The organism is Verrucosispora sp. CNZ293 (genome assembly GCF_002754655.1).
In genome coordinates, this window is the sequence record NZ_PEFR01000001.1 from 5,080,579 (window position 1) to 5,102,500 (window position 21,922).

General features: G+C 71.4%; 4 protein-coding genes and 2 pseudogenes (1 of these 6 cut by a window edge). 4 read left to right on the forward strand and 2 right to left on the reverse strand.

The window, feature by feature from the left end; translation table 11 throughout:
• Positions 1-40: 40 nt before the first annotated feature.
• A pseudogene (locus CLT74_RS31525) lies at positions 41-11,491 on the forward strand (toxin glutamine deamidase domain-containing protein); the annotation flags it as partial.
• A 2,952-nt stretch (positions 11,492-14,443) separates the two neighbouring features.
• Here CLT74_RS31525 and CLT74_RS31530 read toward each other — a convergent pair.
• On the reverse strand, positions 14,444-15,184 hold the full coding sequence (locus tag CLT74_RS31530; RefSeq protein ID WP_099852698.1) for a hypothetical protein: 741 nt from the start codon (positions 15,182-15,184) through the stop codon (positions 14,444-14,446).
• 1,413 nt (positions 15,185-16,597) lie between these two features.
• Between CLT74_RS31530 and CLT74_RS31535 the strand changes: the two are divergent.
• From CLT74_RS31535 to CLT74_RS23270, 3 genes and pseudogenes are all read left to right on the forward strand, one after another.
• A pseudogene (locus CLT74_RS31535) lies at positions 16,598-19,993 on the forward strand (C2 family cysteine protease); the annotation flags it as partial.
• Between the two features lie 47 nt (positions 19,994-20,040).
• Positions 20,041-20,865 (forward strand): DUF6406 domain-containing protein, encoded by an 825-nt coding sequence (locus CLT74_RS23265; RefSeq protein ID WP_486582755.1) that lies wholly within the window; start codon positions 20,041-20,043, stop codon positions 20,863-20,865.
• A gap of 116 nt (positions 20,866-20,981) precedes the next feature.
• Positions 20,982-21,779, forward strand: coding sequence for an SMI1/KNR4 family protein (locus CLT74_RS23270; RefSeq protein ID WP_099848827.1), 798 nt, complete (start codon positions 20,982-20,984; stop codon positions 21,777-21,779).
• A gap of 16 nt (positions 21,780-21,795) precedes the next feature.
• Here the strand turns inward: CLT74_RS23270 and CLT74_RS23275 are convergent, their stop codons facing one another.
• On the reverse strand, positions 21,796-21,922 hold the 3' end of the coding sequence (locus CLT74_RS23275; protein ID WP_099848829.1) for a hypothetical protein. The gene runs 416 nt beyond the window's last position; only the last 127 of its 543 coding nucleotides appear in the window; the start codon falls outside the window, past its right edge; the stop codon is at positions 21,796-21,798.

The window sequence follows — 21,922 nt, forward strand, 5'->3', positions numbered from 1 at the left end:
CACCCGCTACGGGTCGACATCGGACAGAGGGGCTATCGGGGTGGCGGTACCCAATCCCAGGAACTCGCTGGGCGAGTACGCGTGGGTCTGGGACGCCATTTGCTGGGTGAGTGCCGGTGAGGCGTGGCCCAGCGGCGACGAGGACCGGATGCGGGAGTTGGCCGACGCGTGGCAGGCGTTGGCCGACACGGTAAGCGAGACGCTCGGCCAGGCCGATCCGGCGGTCATGAAGATCCTGCAGAGCTGGGGCGGCGGTGCCGGCGAGGCGTTCGGCGGGCTGTGGAACCAGATCGGGGTGGACCCGAACACCGGTCTGCCGCTGATTCAGGAGATTTCGGCCGCGTACGCCGCCGGCTGCGACCAGGCGGCTCTGGAGATCGAGTACGCGAAGCTGACAGTGCTGATCGCGGTCATCATCACCGTCATCGCGGTTTTCGTCGCGCTGCTGATGGCCTGGCTGGGTGGGGTGTCGGCGGGTGCCATCCCGGGCATCCTGGCTGGCGGTCGACAGGCAGTGACGATCGCCTTCCGGCGGTTGATCGCTCAGATGGGTCGACAACTGCTGACCCGGGCGGGAATGCGGGCCGCTCTGCGTCTGGCCGGCACCCGGATCGGCCAGGCGGTCACCAGCCAGGGCTTCCGGCAGGGCCTCAACCGACTCGGCCGCGAGTTGGTGGAGGAGATCGGCGAAGAGCTGATCATCGATGTGGGTGCTCAGGCGTACCAGATGCACAGCGGCGAGCGGCGTCAGTGGGACGGCAACCGCACCCTCACCGCCGGTGTGGGCGGCGCCTATGGCGCGGTGCTCGGCACCGGCATGAGCTGGGCTGGTCGGCGGGTGGCACCCCGGATGCCGTTCTCCTTCAGTCCGTCACAGCTTTCCTTCCGGGGCAGTGGCCTGGTCCGCTGGAGCAGTACGAGTCTCGCCTCCGGTGCCCAGAACGCCGTCGTCTCGCCGGCCGCCAGCGTGCTCGCCAACGGCACGATCAACGGGCAGTGGGCCATGCCCGGTGCGGATGCGTTCCTGGGCGGTTTCGCCAGCGGTGCCGGCCGTACCGGTGCGACCCTCGCCGGTGGTGCCACCGGCAACCTGATGGCGCGCGGCACGAACGCGCTCCTCGGCGGGATGGGGCTCGGCGTCGCGCCGAATGCCGGCCCTGTCGGCGGGGCAGATCCCGGCGCCGGTGCCGGAGACGCAAACGGCGTCGGTGGCCTGGGTGACCTCGGCGGAGGTGCCAACGGCGCCGGTGCCGGCTCGACTGGCGGTGGCTCCACGTCGGGTGCCGGCGCGACCGGTGGCGGCACGGGATCGGCATCGGACGGCGGTTCGGTCCCCACCGGGAGTAACTCCGGGACGAGCGTCGGCGGCTCCGGCTCGGACAGTGCCGGGACTTCCAACGGCGCGGGCGTTACCTCCGGTGCCGGGACGACCGACACAGGCGGCGGCGCGAGCCAGAACGGCACCGGCACGGTCCCCGACAGCGGAGCGGGCTCGATCAGCCTCGCGCCTCCGTCGGCGGACGGTTCGGCGGCGCCGACGAACGATGTCTCCGGTGCACTCGCGGTGGATGGCGGTGCGCCGACCGGGGACACGGCGCCGGTCGGCGACCCGTCGCGGGTCGACGACTCCACCGGGATCCCGGTGGGAGCGCCCGGCGACGTGGCGGCCACGACGCCGGACGGCACCCCGGTCGTCGGCGATGGCGGCACCCCCACAAACGACCGAACAGGCGGCCCGGAAGGCCGAAGTGCGTCGGTCACCGAATCTGGCACCGACCGGACCAGCACGGACCTCGGCACCGACACCAGCGTCAGCGACCGGACGACGAGCGCAGCGACGGTTCGGGCCGACGGTGGGCTGGTCACGGGCGCACCGTCGGACGTGACCGCCACGCCGCCCAGCGACGGCTCTACCCGGTCCGGTGCAACGGTGACCGACAGCCCGGTGCCTGCCGTCACCGACGCCGGGCCGGTCGACGCGGCAAGTCCTTCCGTCAACGCGGACGCACCACCTGCCGTGCTGCCCGGTACGCCTGCCACAGCCCCGGTAACGGCGGCGCCCGCCGCTCCGACGGTAGGGACACCTCCCGGCACCCCCGCGTCCACGGGCCCGACCGCCACGACGAACCCTGCGCCCACCAGCGGCACACCTGTCACGACCGGCCCGCAGGTGGCGAACACTCCAAGCGCCTCGACGCCGACCACGAGCAGTACACCGACCACGGGCACGCAGCAGCCCTCCGGCAACACCGCCACGCAACCGACGCCCGGCCGCGGCACACCGGTCGGACCGGCGGTCAATCCGACAGCGGCCAACACGGCCGGCTCGATCTCCCTCGCACCAGCCGCTGGTCCGAACACGACCAACCCGGCTCAGCCGGCCGGACCCACCCAGCAGGTCGGGCCCACCCAGCAGCCGACAACACCGGCCCAGCAGACCCCGGCCCAACCGACTCCGTCCAGCACTCGGCCGGACACGACGCCGGTGCCAGCCGAGCCGTCCGCTCCGACGGTGCCGACACAGACGGCGGGCATCGAGTCGACGACGCCCCCTGTCGAGGTCACTCCCCCCGCCGGCACGGACACGGCTGCGGACCCTAACCCTGAGCGGACCGACCAGGCGCAGCAGAGCACCGACGGTCCGGTGGTGATCCCGGTGCCGACCAGCAGCGGCACCCTGCAGAGCGGGCCGACAAACCCCGGCCCCGCGACCGCGACCGGCCCGGTCGACCCGCAGACCCTCAAACGTTCCGAGGGGCCGACCGGCCGCGGTACCCACAGCTGGCAGCTGGCTCCGACCTCGGTCGACGGTGATCCGAACGGTCCCGAAGCCGAGCGTGCGCTGATCGAGGCGTCACGGACGCTTGCCGAGACTGTCCGACGAGAGGTGAAGGCAGGCACGATATCCAAGGGCAAGCAGCCCGGCATGGCCGGTGCGCTGCTGATGCCTGACGGCAGCATCACGACCCACACCAGCATGACCGCCGACAAGAGCACCAATCCGTCCACCCAACCGGCAGTGCATCCGCTCGTGCAGGCGGCGCTTGACCGTGCTGCGGCGAAGCTTGGTACGCGTAAGGGCGGCGGACATGGCAAATGCGCCGAAGTTGCCCTACTCTCCGACCAGCTCTACCTACTTGAACAGCAATGGCGAAACGCTGGGGAGCCGGGCAACTTCGAGCAGTACGCTCTGGACTCTTTGCAAGGCGCCAAAATTGTGACGCATCAGATCGCCACTGCTCGGTCTGGCGGCGTCACGTATGAGCTTGGGCGATACCGGCCGCCTTGCCGATCGTGCGCGCATGTCCTGCCAGATTTCAACATCGACCCGATTACCGACCCGGATCGTGACGTCACTGTCTACCAGCCGCCCGTACCCGGTGTGGTGGGCAATGGGCCCCCGCTGAGCGACGGCCGACCGTACGGGCAGCCGGAGGGTCTGGTGCCGCCGGACCAAGCCGACCAGGATGCGCTCGATGCGGCCATACCTCGGGACCCGGCCACAGGACGACCAGCGGTTCATCCGGATCCGCGTGACGGCTCATGGGTCGGGCGGCTAAACGATGGTGGGCCGACCGTCCCGGGACGCAACACGAACTGCGCCGATGTTGGGCTCTCCGTCCTGTCGGCCTGGTACGGCCGTCCCGAGGTAGCGGCACCTACGGTCCCGTCAGCCGAAGTGGAGCGGGGCAGCACGGCCCGGCAGGAGCAGGCGTTGCGGTCCAGCTTCGGCCATCAGGGTAGCGGTGCTATCGCCTTGGACACGGTCGCTGAAGCTCTCCGAGCGGCTGGGCCCGGTGCTGCGGCAATCATCATCGGAAGTTCTCCGGACGGTAGTGGTCGGGCGCACACGTGGAATGCGGTGAACCACGACGGCACTGTCATCTGGGTGGACGGCCAGCGTAGGAGCATCTCCGATGGTGACCCGCTCTACGCCGACCAGGTGGGGGATGTCTGGGCGATCGTGCTGGATGCCGAGGGTGATCCGGTCAGCCAGGCGCAGCCCGAGGCCAGCACGCCGGCTCCGGTCCCGCCGGCCTCGACCGCCGACGTGCCGGCGGGAGGCCGGGACCAGAACGATTCCCCGATCGGCCGACCCGGCGCAGCCGCCGACCCGAACAACCCGGACCGTACGCCGGGCGGTCCGACAAGTCCCGACGGGACACCCGCCGGCCCGAACAACCCAGAGGGACCGCCGGCCGATCCGAACAGTTCCGACGGGACGCCGACCGTCCCGCCTGACTCGGGTGTGACGCCGGACAGCCCGAATCCTGAGGACGTTCCCGACCCGGGCCTTGAGGGCGCGCCGGATCCGGAGGTAGAGGGGAATCCCGAGCCGGCCGTCTGGCCGGACATGCAGGGCTGGCCGATGCCGGACACGCGCCAGTTCGGGCCGGAGCAGTTGGCGCCACTTGAGGATCCGCAGTACCAGGACGATGTCGAGGACAGCCTGCGAACCCCGGAGGGGTACGAGGTCCACGCCGACCCCTCGACTCATCCGTACGGTCAGCTGATCAACGACGGTGGGCCGGATCAGCCTGGCCGGGCCAACAACTGTGTCGACACCATCCTCGCGGCGCTGGCCAGCTTCTACGGCGGCCCGCAGGTCTCGCACCCCCGTTGGCCGGACCGGCTCGACGACGGGACGGTCGACACGACGCTCGGCGAGCTGAACGGCTTCGGCCGGATCGAGGCTTGGATCGGCGGCGAGTGGACCGGCGACAACGACGCTCTACCGGGTACGCCCGCCGAGCGTTCGGCCGCACTCGCCGACCAGTATGAGCAGCTGTACCAGCGGGTTCTCGACGCGGGCCCGGGCGCGGCAGCGGTCATCGCCGTCGACTGGATCCAGTTCGACGAGAACACCGGGGACCCGCTGCTCGACGCCGAGGGCAACACGCAGCCCGCCGGTGAGCACGTCTTCCTGCTCGTCTTTCCGGAAGGCGCGGACGGGCCGGTGTGGTGGGATCCGCAGTTCGGCAGCACCACCACCGATCCGCTGCCCGGCGACTATGTTGGACTGACGCACAACCTGTGGTCGATGGAGGTGCAGCCCGCCCATGCCGATGAGCAGGGAGGAAGCCCGGCAACTGATGACCAGGCTGCTGGGGACGGACAACCCGGTGGCGGTGTTCCCGTTCGAGTTCGGCTGGGCAGCCCAGGAGACGCTCTCCCCGCAGCAGCGGACGCAGGGCCGGCAACTGGGCCAGGGGGTCTTCATCATCGACCAGACGGGAGTGGTGACCGTACATCCCAGCCTGCCACCACCGTTGATCATGAAACGGTACGCGGCGGCCCGCCGGGAGGGCCGGATCACCGGCCGGCAGGTCTGGCCGGCCCCGGATCCGACGGACTGAGCGACGCTGACGCCGCACCGGACAGCGACCCTGTCGGGAGTCCCTACCTGGACGGACTGCCGGACACCGACCGGGCCACCCTGCTCGACGTCCTGACCGAGGCGGCGGCGGAGGCCGACCAGATCCTGGCCGACCTGCAGAGCGTCAACGCCGAGGTGAACGCGCAGCTCGGACTGACCGGCGCCGACGCGCTCAGCACCCTCGGCGAGCAGCACCGGGTCAAGGGTGCCGAGTCCCTGGCCCGCAAGTACCGCACCGAGCTGGAACCCCTCGGGTACGACGTCGGCTCCGCGCTGGACACCGTCAACGACGTGGTGCGGTTCTCGGTGCGGGGACCGGAGTCCGAGGCGTACGGGCCGGCGGTGGACGCTCTTCTCGCCTCGTTGGAGGCCCAGGGCTACCAGGTCACCGACCTGAAGAACTTCTGGCACCCCGGGAACCGGTTCTTCGGTCTGAACTGCACGCTGACGGCACCGTCGGGGCGTACCTTCGAGCTGCAGTTCCCGACCGACACCAGCTACCACGTCGGCAAGCAGACCCACGACCAGTACGAGGTGATGCGCGACCCGGCGCAGTCGCCGGCCGCCCGCGTACACGCGTTCCTCGACATCCTGGCGGTCAACAAGTCCAACGGCATCGCGGCGAGCATGCCGGGGGGCATGGACAGCGCCCGGTTCGACACGCCCAAGGACACCAGCTTCGCGAAGTGGATGGCTTCGCCGCGGCAAGCGAGCATCCGGGAGTCGTACCTCGACTGGCTCGGGCAGCAGGGCCTGACGTTCGCCGACGTGCTCGCCGCGCGAGGATTGGCCATGTCCGACCTGCCGGGTCTGGACCCTGACCTGATGGGGGGCGTGCATGGCAGCGCTGACGTTCGGCTACTTCCTCCTCCGGAGACCGGAGGATCCGGACGGCCCGCCGGTGAACCTGATCGCGGAGGCGGACAGCACCGGGCCGACCCAGGCGGTGATCTGGGACCGACCGAAGCAGGCGTGGACGTTCCGTCCGGACGTGGCGGCGGCGATCCTGTGGGCGAATCCGGAGCGCCACGAGATTCAGCAGGTCGACCGGGCGACGGCCGAGCGCCAGGTGGCGCACTTCACGACGGTGCCGTTGCCGACGGAGGACGAGCTGACGGAGATCTGCCGCTCGGCGGTCTGACCACCGAGCTTCCCGGCGGGCCTGTCTCGTCGGTGCCGCTCGACACGGACCACGGGCTGGCGCAGACCCGCCGGCTCGGGCCGGGCGAGCTGGCACCGCTGGAGGACCCGGGACACCAGTGGGACGTCGAGCAGAGCCTGCGTACACCGGACGGGTATCTGCTGTTCGCCGACCCCGCCACCCATCCGTACGGGCAGCTGGTCAACGACGGTGGACCGGACCAGCCGGGGCGCGCCAACAACTGTCTGGACTCCTCGCTCTCGGCGCTGTCCAGCTTCTTCGGTGACCCCAGGGTGTCCTTCCCCCGCTGGCCGGACGTCCGTCCGGACGGCTCGATCGAGACTGTTACCGGCGAGGCGAGTGGGCTCGACCGAGCCGAGGAGTGGCTCGGAGTCGACTGGTCCGGTGGGTCGGAGGGGCTGCCCACGACACCGGCCGAGCACGCGGCGGCCGTCGCCGAGCAGTACGCGCAGCTTCATCAGCGTGTCGCGGAGGCCGGTCCGGGTTCGGCTGCCCTCGTTGTGGCCGAATGGGTCAGGACGGATCCCCGCACCGGTGAACTCGTCCTCGACAATGGGCACGTACAGGTTCAGGACTCGCACGCTTTCGTCGTGGTGTATCCCGAGGGTGCCGACGGACCGGTCTGGTGGGATCCGCAACGAGGGACGACGTGGCCGCAGCCCCCAGCCGCGTACCTGTCGCAGACGTATGCGCTGTGGTCGATGGAGACCACTGCGGAAAGGGTGTCGGATGACGGAGGACGAGGCGCTGACGCTGATCAGACGCCTGCTGGGCACGGCGAACGAGGTGGAGCTGCACCCGTTCGAGTTCGGCTGGCTGGCGAAGGAGCAGCTGTCACCGCAGGAACGGGCGGAGGGCAGGCAACTGGGCCACGGGAGCTACATCATCGACCAGACGGGAGTGATCACAGCGCAGATGAGTCTGCCGGTACCGCTGCTGATCACGGAGTACACGCAGGCCCGCCGGGAGGGCCGGATGATGGGTCGGCAGGTCTGGCCGACGGAGGAACCGACGGCCTGACGCCGCCGGTCGGCACGGCCGGGCCCTCAGGCGGCGACGGCCCGCCGCCGGGCGACTCCGGGCCCTCGACCGACCCCGACGGCCCCGACCTGCGGCAGGCGGCAGCCGGTACGACATTCGGCGGCGCGCTGCTCGACGCCGACCCCGGGCGTACCTCGATCGCCGTCGAGGCGGCGCTGACCGCAGGGCCACTACCCGACGGGGCGAGCGCCGACCCGGCCACCGCCACGGTCACCCTGACCACCATCGACGGCCCCTACCCGGTACGCGTCGAGTTGATCCCGGCGCCGGCGGGCGCCTCGGTCGTGCCGGTGGCCACCATCCACCACACCCCCGACGGGGCCGTCGTACAGGTGTCGACGAGCGCCCACCCGGACCACGTCCGGCGGGCGGTCGCGGCGGCGCTCGCCGAAGTGGACACCGTCGCCCAGCAGCGGGCCGAGGGGCTGCGATTCGACGCCACCACCGCCCTCGCCGAGGGTGCCCGGCCGGAGGGCGACGGCACCCGCGTGTTGACCGCGCGTGACATCGGCCACCTGGCCGAGCTGCGGGTGGTGCTCGCCGACAGTTCCACCGCCACCGATCCGGGGATCGCCGGCCAACTACGCGCCGAAGCACTCAGCCTGCTCGTCGCCTCCGGTCTCCTGGAACAGGAGCCGGCGCACATCGTGCACGGGCTCGGCAGCAACACGCCGGTGGTCGGGCCCGAAGCGGCCCGCGCCCGTCTCGACCTGATCCACGATCACCTGGGCCCCCTCGCCGCCGAGGTGGAAAGCCTGATCGGGCTCGCGCAGAGCGACGGCCAGCAGCTCGTGGCAGACATCCGCGCGGCCCAGTCGGCTGTCCGCGCTGAGGCCCGCGCCTGGGCACAGCAGGCCACGGAACTGCGTGACCAGGCCGATCTCGCGCTGACCGCCAGGGTGGACGCGACCCTGGGCGTGGCGCCGGACCACGTCTTCGACCGACTCGTCATCGGTGGCGGCTGGGCCGCGACCGCCGACTTCGTCACCATGGGAGCCGCGCCGGACGCCGGCCACGGCCTGCCGCCGGTGCTCTGCGTCTCGCAGGGACACGACCCGTGGGCGGAACGCCAGGCGCTGCTGATGGGGCAGGTCCCGTCGGAGCTGGAGATCCCCGGCCTGCCGTTCCAACCGGGCGACCTGGCCGAGGAGGGCACCCAGTTCACCCCCTCCGACGTCTTCGCCGACGCGGTGGGCGCGGCGCGGGCGCTCTCCGGCATGCCGACCTATCAGGGCACGGCGACCTCGATCACTCCCCGACCGGCCGATGCCACGGGCTGGCCCGACGGCGCCAACTTCCGAGTGACAGTCAACGGTCGGGACTTCTACACCACCTCCGTCGACATCGCCAGCGGGCCGGGACCGTCGCGGGTGCCGAGCGTCCCGGCCGACACCACCGGCGCCTACGTCGACCCGACCACCGGCTACCGGGTCGACCGCTCCGGCACCGTAACCCGGTTCCAGGACCCGGACGGCAACCCGATCGCACCGGAGAGCGTGCCGCCGGCCGTACGAGCGGTGCTCGGCGGCCCCGGCACCAGCCGGGGTGATCTGCCGCTGCTCGCGGATCTGGCCGGGCGACCCACCGATCCGCTTGTGGTCGACCCGACGTCCGGGTACGCCGTGGACGTCACGACCGGCCAGGTTCTCGACCCCGCCGGCACGCCTGTCGACGTCGGTGCCGTGCCGGTCGAGGTGGGAGCCCGGCTGGGCTTCGATCCGGACGGCTCCTTCCGTGACCCCCGGCCGTCCGCGCCGCCCGTCGACTTCGGTGGGCAGAACCTCGCCGACGCCTACCGCCCCGGCGACCGGGTGCTCGTCTTCGGCGCCGGCGCATCCGGTGCGTGGGACATCGAGCAGGCCGTGGCGTCGCCCGCCGCGAGCGTCGACTGGTCGGCCCGCGAGATGAACCCGCCGCCCGACCAGCTCACCGGTGACCCGGACCAGGACGCCGAGGCGCGCCTGCGGCACAGCTTCGGCGGCGGCTACAACCGGCGGAACACGCTTCCCGATGTCGGTGCCTACTCCGACACGGTGCAGGGCCAGGTCGAACGCTCGCTGCGGGAGATCGTCAGCCTCCGGCACACCGTCGAGGGTGGCTTCCTGGTGGAGTTCACCGACGGCAGTCGACAGACGTACGACCGGGTTGTGCTCTCGATCGGCCAGGCGGCCGAGTTCCCCGGGGGTGTCGCCAACCTGGTCTCCGGGCTCGGTCTGGAACCGTTGGACGGACCGGTGGCCGTTCCGGACGCGGAAACCGACGTGCTGGGCCTTCAGGACGCCTCGGGGCGGCTCCGCGTCCTCGGTGCGGCCAGTGTCGCCCCGGGTGTGGTCGCCGAGACGTCCACCCCGTCGGAGGTACGTGCCCTCCTGGCAGCCCAGGCCAGCGCGCTACCTGACGACTCCCGGGGTATCGCGCCCAGCATCCGGTTCCATGCTCAACGGATCGCCGAGGCCAACCGACCGGCGCCGCCGGCCGCACCAGGTGACGGCCCGACCGTACCCCGTACCCCGTCCGGGCCGGACACCTCAGACGTCGTGGTATCTCGGGGGGCCCTCCCAGGCCCAGTGGACGTCGAGCCAGGGCAGCGGTCCGTACCGGTCCAGGAGACGCTGCCCGAGAGCGGGCACCTCGACAGCGATCGGTCGGCCGTCGATGTCCTGGCCGATGCCGTACGGCAGGATCTCGACCCGGTTGCGGTCGAACTGGACGTAGCGCAGGCGGGGGAGGTTGCGGCTGGCGGCCAGCGCCTCGGCCCCGTCGGCACCGATGTCGCAACGGGACAGACCGAGCCAGCGCAACCGGCCCAGACAACCGGAACCAGCGAGGTGCCGCACGCCGACGTCACCGATGGGGTTTCCGCCCAGGTCCAGTCCGACCAGGTGGCCCAGCAGGGGCGACGCGGCGATGTCGGCGGTGTGTCCGCCGACGTCGGTCAGCACCAGGTGCCGGACGGGAACGGCACGCCAGACCTCGGTCCCGTGGTCGAGGAAGGCGTCGGCGCGCATGGTGAACGATTCGACGAAACCGCGGCGCAGCCGCCAGTCGTCGACCAGCTGCTCGACCGGACGGGCGAGCCGCGGTCCGACCTTCCGCCGGAGCAGCAGACGTCGTGGGGTACTCCCACCGTCGAGGTCGAGGCGGATCAGCTCGGCGTGCTCGGGGTCGGTGGCCTCGATGGCGTCGGCGTAGCGTCGCCGCAGGCCGAGGTCGTCGGGGTCGGCGAGGATGGCGGCGTAGAGGTCGGCGGGCGTGGCCATGACGGCAGCGTATCGACGGACGGCGCGGTGACCGCCACCCCCGTCCCGTCGTTGCCGGAGAGCCGACGGTTCGGCCCGGGTGAGCTGGCACCACTGGAGGACCCCCGCTTCCAGGACGATCTCGCGGCAAGCCTTGCCACCCCGCAGGGGTACGCGGTCTTCGCGGATCCGTCGACCCACCCGTACGGGCAGCTCGTCAACGACGGCGGCCCGGAGCAGCCCGGCCGCGCCAACAACTGCCTCGACTCGGCTCTGGCGGCACTTGCCAGCTTCCACGGCGACCCGCAGGTGTCCGTACCGCGCTGGGCGGACCGGTTCGACGACGGCTCGATCGACCGCGTCACCGGCGAGCGGGGTGGGCTGGAGCGTGCCGAAGCCTGGCTCGGCGGGCAGTGGCTCGGCGGTACCGGCAACCTGCCGACGGAGCTGTCCGCCCGCACCGACGCGGTGGCCACCCAGTACGCCGACCTTTACCGGCAGGTCGCGGACGCCGGCCCGGGGGCGTCGGCGCTGGTGGTGGCCGACTGGCTGTTCCTCGACGCGGCCGGGAACATGGTCCTCGACGAGACCGGTCAACCCGAGGTCGACGGCTCGCACGCCTTCGTGATCGTCTTTCCGGCGGGTGCCGACGCGCCGGTGTGGTGGGATCCGCAGACCGGGACGACGTCGGCGGAGATGCCGGCCGCCGATGTGCGGGAAACCCACGCCCTCTGGGCGATGATGGTGCCTGACGGAGAGGGGCGAGTTGACCGAGGACGAGGCGCTGACACTGATCAGCCGACTGCTGCGGACCGGGAATCCGATAGTGCTTCGGGAGTTCGAGTTCGGCTGGCTGGCCCGGGAGAGACTCTCGGAGCAGGAGCGGGCCTCGGGGACGCACGTGGGCCAGGGGAGCTACATCATCGACCGGTCGGGAGTGGTCACAGCACACACCAGCCTGCCGCCGCGTCGGGTGATGGAGGAGTACGCGCAGGCGCGACGCGAGGGCAGGATCAAGGGCCGGCAGGTGTGGCCCGAGGTGAATCCGACGGCCTGACCTGGGTCGACGGCTCGACGCCGTCGGACGAACCGACCGGGGCCATCGACCCCACCGGCCCCGGTGACCCTCCGGGACGGGATGCCGGCTCCACGACCGACGACGGCGGACCTGATCTCCGGCGGGCCGCCGTCGGCACGACCTTCGGCGGCGCGCTGCTCGACGCCGATCCCGTGCGGACCGGTGAGGCCATCCAGGCTGCGGTGGACGGCGGGGCACTGCCCGTCCGCGCTCACGTCGACCCGGCCACCGGCACTGTCACCCTGGACACGCTCGACGGCCCTTACCGGGTACGCATCGAACTGGCCACCCCGGTACCCGATGTGCCGCTCGTCCCCGTCGCCACCGTTCAGTACCACCCCGACGGTGCGGTGGTGCAGGTGTCGACCGGGGCGCACCCGGACCACGTCCGGCGCGCGGTCGCCGCGACTCTGGCCGAGGTGGACACCGTCGCTCAGGATCGGTCCGCGGGGCTGCGCATCGACGCCACCACGGCGCTCGCCGAGGGCGCTCGTCCGGAGGGCAGCGGAACCCGGACCCTCACCGCACGGGACGTGGGCCGCCTCGCCGAACTGCGGGTGGTGCTCACCGACAGCGCCGCCACGTCCGATCCGGCCCGAGCCGGTCAACTGCGAGCCGAGGCGTTGAGTCTGCTCGTCTCCTCCGGACTGCTGGAGCAGGAGCCAGTCCACCCCGTGCACGGACACGGTGACAACGTGCCGGCGGTCGGGTCCAAGGCCGCCCAGGCACGTCTGGATCTGATCCGGGACCACCTCGGCACCCATGCCCCGGAGATCGACAGCCTGATCGGTCTCGCGCAGAGTGACGGGCAACAGCTCGTCGCGGAGCTGCGGGCCACGCAGTCGGCAGTCCGCGCCGAAGCCCGGGCCTGGGCCCAGCAGGCCACCGCCCTACGCAACGAGGCCGACCTCGCGCTTACCGCCAGGGTGGACGCCGCGCTGGACGCGGCACCCGATCACGTCTTCGGTCGGCTGGTGATCGGCGGAGGGTGGGCCGCCGTCGCCGACTTCGTCACCTTGGGAGCCCCCGCCGACCCCGGCACCGGCCTCCCGCCGGTGCTCTGCGTCTCGCAGGGGCACGATCCGTGGGCGGAGCGACAGACGCTGCTGATGGGGCAGGTCCCCTCGGAGCTGGAACTTCCCGGGCTGCCGTTCCAACCGTCCGACCTCGCCGAAGCGGGCACCCAGTTCACCCCCTCCGACGTATTCGCCGACGCGGTGGGCGCGGCCCGGGCGCTCAGCGGCATGCCCACCTACCAGGGGCTGGCCACCTCGGTCACGCCCCGCCCAGCTGACGGCACCGGCTGGCCCGCCGGCGCGAACTTCCGGGTGACCATCGGCGGGCGGGAGGTCTTCACCGCGTCGCTCGACATCGCGACAGGTCCCGGTCCCTCCCGAGTGCCGAGCGCACCGACCAACACCGACGGTCAGTACGTCGATCCGACCACCGGCTACCGCGTGGACCGGTCCGGGGAGACGCCGGTGTTCCACGACCCCGCCGGTGCGGTCGTCGACCCGGACGGACTCCCCCCGACCGTACGGGCCGTCCTCGGTGGCACCGGTACGGGTGCCTCGGACCTGCCGCTACTCACCGATCTGGGTGGTCGGCCGACGGATCCGCTGGTCGTCGACCCGGCCTCCGGCCACGCCGTCGACATCCTGACCGGGCAGGTCCAGGATCGGGCAGGCGTTCCGGTCGATCCACGGACGCTGCCCGAGGAGGTCGCCGCCCGGCTCGGCCTCGCCCCGGATGGCTCGTTCACCGACCCCCGCCCGGCCGCACCGGCTGTCGACTTCGGTGGGCAGAACCTGGCCGACACCTACCAGCCGGGCGACCGGGTGCTGGTCTACGGCGCGGGGCCGTCCGGCGCGTGGGACATCGAGCAGGCTGCGGCCTCCACGGCGGGGCGTATCGACTGGTCGGCCCAGGCCAGGCCGCTACCGGCCGATCGGGTGACGGGTGATCCCGTGGCGGACGCCCGAGCGCAACTGGACCTCAGCTTCAGCGGCGGCGACAACCGACGCAACAACCTGCCCGGCCTCGGTGCGTACTCAGAGGCGGCCCGGGCCCGCGTGTCGGACATGTCGCTGCGCAGCGTCGTCGGTATCCGGCACACCGTCGACGGAGCGTTCGTCGTCAGGTTCAGCGACGGCACCGAGCAGGTCTACGACCGGGTGGTGCTCTCGATCGGGCAGGAGCCCCGACTTCCCGGCGGCGTGCACACTCTGTTGTCCGAGGTGGAGCTGGCAGCGCTTGAGGGTCCTTCCCTCGATGTGGACAATCCCGTTCCCGACGTGCTGGGCCTGCGAGACGGCAATGGCCATCTCAGAGTCCTCGGCGGTGCCGCTGTGGCCGGCGCTCTCCTGGCCGAGGTCGACGAAAGCGTGGGGGAGGCGGTCAGGCTTCAGGCCGTAGCACTACCGGACGACTCGCGGGGCATTCCACCGAGCATCCGCTTCCATGCCCAACGGATCGCCGAGGCCAACCGCGGCGTCTCGCCCACCCCGTCGCCCGAGGACGGCAGCTCTGCACCGTTGGACTCGCCGTCAGACCTGGTCCCAGGGGACGACGCCGAGCAGCGCCCAGCCCCACTGGATGTCGAGCCACGGCAGCGGGCCGTACCGCTCGATCAGTTCCTGCCCCAGCGGGGGCATCTCGACCCAGACGGGCGATCCGTCGATGTGCTCCCCGTAGCCTTGAGCGGTGACCTCAACGAGGTTGCGTCGCATGTCGACGTAACGCAGCGCGGGCAGGTTGTGGGTGGCGGCAAGGGCCTCGGCTCCGGCCGGGCCGATGCCGCAGCGGGCCAGGCCCAGCCAGCGCAGCCGGCCCAGGTGCGGGGAGTCGACGAGCGCGGTGAGCCCTTCGTCGCCGATCGGGTTTCCCCGCAGGTCGAGGGCGACCAGGCGGTTGAGGCAGGCGACCTGGGCGACCTCCGTCATGAGTCCGGCGGCCTCGACCAGGACCAGGTGGCGGACGGGATGGCTCGCCCAGACCTCCTCGCCGTGGTCGACGAAGGTGCGGGCGGCCATGGTGACCGACTCGACCAGGCCGTTGCGCAACTGCCACGCCTTGAGCAGGTGGGTGACCGGCTCGGCGAGCCGGGGGCGGATGCGCCGGTGCAGGAACATCGATTCCCGCGTGCCGTAAGCCTTGGCCAGGTAGAGACGGATCAGCTCGGCGCGCTCGGGGTCGGTGGCCGCGATGGCGTCGGCGTAGCGTCGCCGCAGGTCGAGGTCGTCGGGGTCGGCGAGGATAGCGGCGTAGAGGTGGGCGGGCGTGGCCATGACGCCAGCGTATCGACGGCTGACTCGATAACTGCCGGTGCCGTTCCGGGCTCCACCTTCCACGGTCTGGGCAGACCGGTGGCCGACCCGACGGCGGTGCTGGATCTTGCCCGGTCCGCGTTGCCACAGGTGGCGCAGTACGCCCAGGTGGACGCGGTGGTAGCGGTCGGACCGGATCTCTTCGAGATCCGTGCCGCCGGGCAACACCCGTTGACCGTACGGCTGACAAGTGGCCCGTTGAGCGACGGCCTGGTGGCCCGGTCGCACCGCGACCCGGACGGCGCCTTCACCGTCACCGTGTCCGACCGGGCCGCCGACCCGGTGGTGGCCCGGGCGCTCGCGCACGAGGTGGCCGAGCTGACGGCGCTGCACGAGTCCGGTCGGGCGCTTGTCGGCCCGCTGGATCCGGGCAACGTGCAGGGCCCGATCGATCCGGCTGGACTTACCGCACACGACCAGGGGCGGATGGCGGAGATCCGGCTGCTCGCCGCCACGTACGCCGCCGCCGACCCGGCCGCCCGACCGGCCGTGCGCGCCGAGATCGACGCCCTCGCCGGCCACCTCGGCCTACGTGTCGGTGACCCGGACGTCCGGTCGCGGTGGGCACTCATCCCACGTGACGTGCTGGCGCACCTGATGCAGCTCAGCGTGCCGTCGATCACGCCCGACGCGGTCTCCAGGGTGCTGGCGGGTGCCGCCACCCTCACCGATGTCGAGCGAATCCGGATGTTCGACTACCGGGCCCGGCTGGCGCCGGACTTCCAGGTGCCGCCCCAGGCTGACCTGGATGCCCGGCTTCGGGAACTGGCGACCGAGGCCGAACACGCACAATCCGGCATGCCACGGATGTCGGCGTTCGCCGGGCAGATCGTCGGCATCCCACAGGCACAGCTCGGCCGGATCCGCGCGGTGGATCCGCAACTCGCCGACCGGCTCGCCACCGAGGGCATCTACGTAGACCTCACCGGCCGCTACGACCTGCGCCCGTACATGGTGCCGAGCGTGCCCGCCGTCGACCTCGGCGCCGCACGCCCGGCGTTCGACCTGACCACCGAAGCCGGGCGGCGCGCCCAACTGCACGAGGACCGGCAGCGGGCCCGGGCCGCGCTGCGCGGACTCCGTGGTGACCAGGCGGCGGCGCTGCTCGCCGGACACGACTTCCACTACCAGGGCACCGCCAGGTGGATGGGGCTGGTGCCGGACGTCCTGACCGAGGCACTGCGCAGCATCACCCCGGCACCGACCACCACCGCCGGGATCGTGGAGAACTCCGCGACGCAGCAGCCGTCCGGAGAGGTCCGGGTTGCGGCCGACCGGGTGAGCCTGCCACCGGAGTCGACGAACCAACCGGGTCCGGTCTACGGGCCGGCGTTGGACGCCCGTACCGGGCAACCGCCACCACTGTTCGACGGGCCACCGAAGCGGGAAGACGTCCAACAGGGCGCACTCGGTGACTGCGGAATGGTCGCCGTGATCGGCTCGGTCGCCGGTCAACTGCCGGACACCATCGCGCAGATGTTCCACCCGAACCCGGACGGCTCGGTCGACGTGGTGCTGCACGAGACCAGCGGACCAGATCGCGTGATCACGCCGACCGGTCGGCAGCTGCGGGTGACGGTCTTCCCTGACGTGCCGTTGCACCCGAACTCGAACGGCCACAGCGCGTACGCCGACCAGTCCACCGTCGGGGCGTCCTGGGCGTCGCTGCTGGAGAAGGCGATCGCGGCGATCGACCGCACCTGGACCCAGCAGCGCCACGACCAGTGGCAGCAGCAGTGGACGGCCCGGCCGGGCGTGGACGCCACGCAGGCCGCCCCGCTCGGCTACGCCCGGCTCGACAACGGCAGCAGCCGCCTGGCCCAGGCGGAGCTGCTCAGCCAGCTCACCGGCCTACCGACCGGCGTAAGCGAACTCAACCCGACCCCGGGCCGGGAGGCCGACGCCGAAGCGCGACTGGCAGCCCTGTTGGCCGCCGGCAGCCCTTTGATCACCGGCAGCCGGCCGGCCGACGCGTACGCTGCCCAGCCGGGCGGCAAGCCACCGTACGGACTGGTCGCGGGGCACGCGTACGAGATCGTGTCGGTGGCGAACGGCGAGGTGCAGCTACGCAACCCGTGGAACTCCCGCCACCCGGCGCCGATGCCACTGCGCGCCTTCCTCGACCTGATGAGCCCCTGGTACGCCCACGTCGAGCCGGCCCGCAGCACAGTTGCTGCCTTGCCCGGCTCGGAGTTTCACGGCCAGGGCCGCCCTGCCGCCGACGCCCCGGCCGTGATGGACCGGGCCCGGACGGTGCTGCCCACCCTGGCGGAGCCGGTCGGCGCGGACCAGGTCGTGGCGGTCGGCCCCGACGTGTTCGAGGTACGCGCGCCCGGCCTGGAGCCACTGCGCGTCCGGGTCACTGCCGCCGCGCTCGCCAGCGGCGTGGTGGCCCAGACCATCCGCAACCTGGACGGCACCTTCACCCTCACCGTCTCCGACCGTGCCTCGGACGCTGCGGTCGACCGTGCCGTGGCACACGAGGCCGCCGAACTCCTGGCCCGGCACGAGACCGGTGAGGCTCAGTCCGGGCTCTTCGACCAGGGCGCCACCGAGGTACCGATCGACCCGGGCGGCCTGTCGGTCCGGGACCGGGGTCGGATAGCCGAGCTGCGCCTGATGGCCGCCTGGTACGCACAGGCCGACCCCACCGCCCGGCTCGCCCTGCGAGCCGAGATCGACATCCTTGTCGACCGGCTGGGCCTCCGCTGGGGTACGCCCGACGCTGCCGCCCGCCTCGCCGTCCTGCCTGCCGACGTGTGGACCCACGTGATGCAGCTGAGTCTGCCGGTGATCACACCGGAGGCGGTTGCCGGCGCCCTGGCATTCAACCCCAACCAGACGATGGTCGAGCGGTTCCGTGCCATCGACTACCGAGGCCGGCTCGCTCCCGACTTCCAACCACCGCCCGCAGCCGAGCTGGCCGCGAAGCTGCGCGAGCTGGCCGTGCACGGGGAGCAGAGCCAGTCCTCCCTGCCCCGAATGCCCGCCCTCGCCGGGCAGCTCATCGGCCTGCCGCCGAGCCTGCTGGACCAGGTCCGCAGACTCGACCCACAACTGGCCGACCGGATCGCCGCCGAGGGCATCTACGTCGACCTGACCGGCCGCTTCGACCTGCGTCCGTACACCCTCGAAGGCGCCCCTGAGTTCGACCTGGAGAGGTCCGTACCCGCGTACGACCTGACCACCCCCGCTGGCCGGCACGCGTTGCTGACCGAGGACCGATCGCGGACCTATGCGGCCTTCAACGTCGAGTACGGGTCGAATCCCGCCGCCATGGCGGTGCTCGCCACGCACAGCTTCCACTACCAGTCGGACGCGCGGCGGATGGGGCTGGTGCCGACGGCGCTGACCGAGGCGCTGCGGGCGATGATGCCGTCCGAGCCGGACGCCGAGGTCGAGGTCCTCCCGACGGTTACCCCCGGCGAGGTAGTCGTGGCCGCCGACCGGGTGACGCTGCCGGACCCAGATTCCGAGTATCCGATCGAGTACGGTCGCTCGCTGTTCCCGGCAACGGGCCAGCCGGCACCGCTCTTCGACGGCCCGCCGGGACGGACGCAGGTGCAGCAGGGCATATTGGGTGACTGCGGGATGTTGGCCACGATGGCGGCGCTCGCCGGGCATCGACCGCAGAGCATTCCCCAGCTGTTCCAGCCGAGACCGGACGGCACGGTGGACGTCCTACTGCACGAAACTGCGTTGCGTGGCAACGGTGCGGCGGCGACCGGGCGGCGCATCCGGATCAACGTGCGCCCTGACGTCCCGGTGCACGCCGGCAGTTCGTGGGCCGCGTATGCCGACCAGTCGGAGGTCGGCGTCGGGTGGGCGGCGGTGCTGGAGAAGGCGCTCGCTGCGGTCGACCGAACCTGGACCAGGGAGCGGCACGAGCAGTGGCAGCGCGAGTGGCGCGGGTGGGAGAGCAAGGACGACCCGCACCGTGCCGCCCCCATGGGGTACGCGCGGCTGAACGTCGGCAGCACCACCCTGATGCAGGCCGAGCTGCTCACCCAACTCACCGGCCTGCCGGCCCGGCAGACGCTCCTCGATGCCGCGCCGGGACGGGAGGCGGCGGTCGAGCGACACCTGACGGCCCTGCTCGCCGCCGGCAGCCCGATCACCATCGCGACGTGGTCGTTGGATAGGTACCCCGGGCGGACCACCTTGCCCTATGGGCTTGAGGATGAGCACGTCTACGAGATTCTCGCGGTGCGGGACGGCCAGGTGCAGCTACGTAACCCCTGGAACAAGGAGCATCCGTCGCCAATGTCGGTGCGGGCAATGCTGGACCTGATGGTGCCTTGGTGCGCGCACCTGGAGCAGTCACCGACTGCCGCTCCGCCGCAGCCTTCGGCGTACGGCGGCCCCGTAGCGAACGTCCAGCCACTCATGCCGTCGCCCCGATCGTCCGCCGAGCAGATCGTCGAACGCCCGCTGGCCGTTCCCAGCCCCCACTCTCCGCTGATCGATCAGGCCGGCCCGCTGGCTAAGCCCACCTCGCCACCGCGCACCCTTGGTCGCACCCGCCTCGATGACGAAAGGTACGTGATCAACTACTTTGCGTTGCTCGCCGGGGACGGTAGCGTGGCTGGCCTGATGGTGTACGAGGTCGGCGGCCCGGAACGCTCGCTGCACTGGACGGTCGGCGGCGTGGTGCCGGGGCAGGCGACGCCGGCACCTGTCGACCGTGCGGAGGCCGAACGAATCGCCCGCGACGTGCTCGGCTTGGTGCTTCCCGCCGAGCCGACGTTGTACGACATGTTGGACACCTGATCGTGCCTGAGGGAACCGGGAGAGAGCTGGTGCGCTCGTTTACTCATGTGGCCGCCGTCCGCAACAACACGACGACGCCTGTCGGGCCGGCCCGCTTTGGGGTGCGCTGGGTCGATGTCGGGCCGCCGGTGCGTGCCGAAATCATCGTCATGCCATTCCAGCGCGACGAGAGCTTCGCCTACGAGGTTACGCTCGGTGAGACCTTCCCGGTGGGCGAGGAAGTGTGGCGCTTCGCTGACCTCGACATGTCCAGCGCCCACGACTGGAAGGTCACCGTCCGTCGGGTGGACGAGGGCGAGGTGATGGAGCCGCCGACCGGGCGGCTGTGGAAGCGGGCTCGGCTACGCCCCTACGGCCAGCTCGACGAGACCCAGCTCCAGTCCTTGGAGGTCGCGCTGGGGGCCCAGCTGCCGCGCGGCTACCGCGACTGGCTCAGCCGCAACAATGGTGCGCAACCCGAGGTGATGCACCACATCCCGGGGATGCCGATCGTCCTGTTTCCGACGGGTCCGCTGTTCGGCGTCCACCCCGAGTACCCCCCGTTCGACCTGGTGCACGCCCAGCGTCGACACCGCGACCCCTGGCTGTCGCGAGCCTGGCTGGTTATCGCGAGTACGGCCAGTGGCCTGCTGGTTGTCTCGGCGGAGTTGGGCAACGAGAGCGTCTATTTCGTGAGTGAGCTCGACCTGGTCGGACCACCTGACCCGGCCGCCGCAGCCGCCCGAGAGCGGAAGCTGCGGGCGGTGGCGTGGTCGATGTACGAGTTCATCGGCCGGTTGACCCCGATGGAACTGGACCACCTTCCCCCCGTGGAGATCCACCCGCCCGGGACGTTCACGGACCCTCGCAACTACGAGAACGGGCAGCTTTGAGCAAGCGCGCGTGGCCGGCGCCGTATGACATGCCTGACGCCTGATCGTCCCTGAAGGAGCCGGGAGAGCTGGTGCGCTCGTTTACTCATTTTGCCACCGTCCAGAACAACGCGACGATGGACGTCGGGTCGGCCCGCGTCGCGGTGCGCTGGGTCGACGCAGGGCCGCCGGTGCGGGCCGAGATCATCACGATGGCCCACTGGAGCGAGGACTCCTCGCACCATGAGGTAAGCCTGGGTGAGACCTTCCCGGTGGGCGAGGAGACCTGGCGCTTCGCGGATCTCGACATGGCCAGTGCGGACGAGTGGAAGGTCACCGTCCGTCGGGTGGACGAGGACGAGGTGCTGGAGCCGCCGAGCGGGCGGCTGTGGAAGCCGGCCCGGCTGCGACCGTACGGACAACTGGATGAGGGACAGCTCCGGGCGCTGGAAGCTGCGCTCGGGGTCCGGCTGCCGCCGAGCTACCGCGACTGGCTGCGCCGGAACAACGGAGCGCAGCCGGAGGTGGAGCATCACATCCCCGGCGTGCCGTTCAGTCTGTTGCCGGAGCGACCCCTGTTCGGGGTACATCCGGAGTACCCGCCGTTCGACCTGGTGCACGCGCAGCGGGTACACCGGGATCCCTGGCTGTCGCCGAGCTGGCTGGTGATCGCCAACCCGTCCGGCGGACTCCTGGTCATATCGACGCAGTCCAGTGACGGGAGCGTCTACTTCGTGCACGAGATGGATCTGGTGGGGCCTCCCGGCGTCCCCGCCTCGGCTGCCCGGGAACGAAAGCTCCAGGGCGTGGCACGATCGATGGGATACCTCGTCGGCCGGTTGACCCCTGTGGAACTGGGCGACCTGCCTCCGGCGCAGATGATGCCGCCGGGAACCTTCACCGACCCTCGCAACTACGAGGATGAGCCGAGGTAGCCGACGGGTGAGCGCCTCAGCCGAGCCGCGCGAGCATCCCGGCGTACGCGTCGCGGACGGCGGTGAGCCGGTCGCGACGGAACCGACCGGGCTCGCGCTGGTGCAGCTGCCGGCCCCGGTCGGTGGTGAAGGCGTTCGCTGGG

Excerpts from the sequence above, each read along its gene's own strand:
- CLT74_RS23270 (WP_099848827.1), top strand. The coding sequence starts at position 20,982 with ATGGACGTCGGGTCGGCCCGCGTCGCGGTGCGCTGGGTCGACGCAGGG.
- CLT74_RS31530 (WP_099852698.1), bottom strand. The coding sequence starts at position 15,184 with ATGGCCACGCCCGCCCACCTCTACGCCGCTATCCTCGCCGACCCCGAC.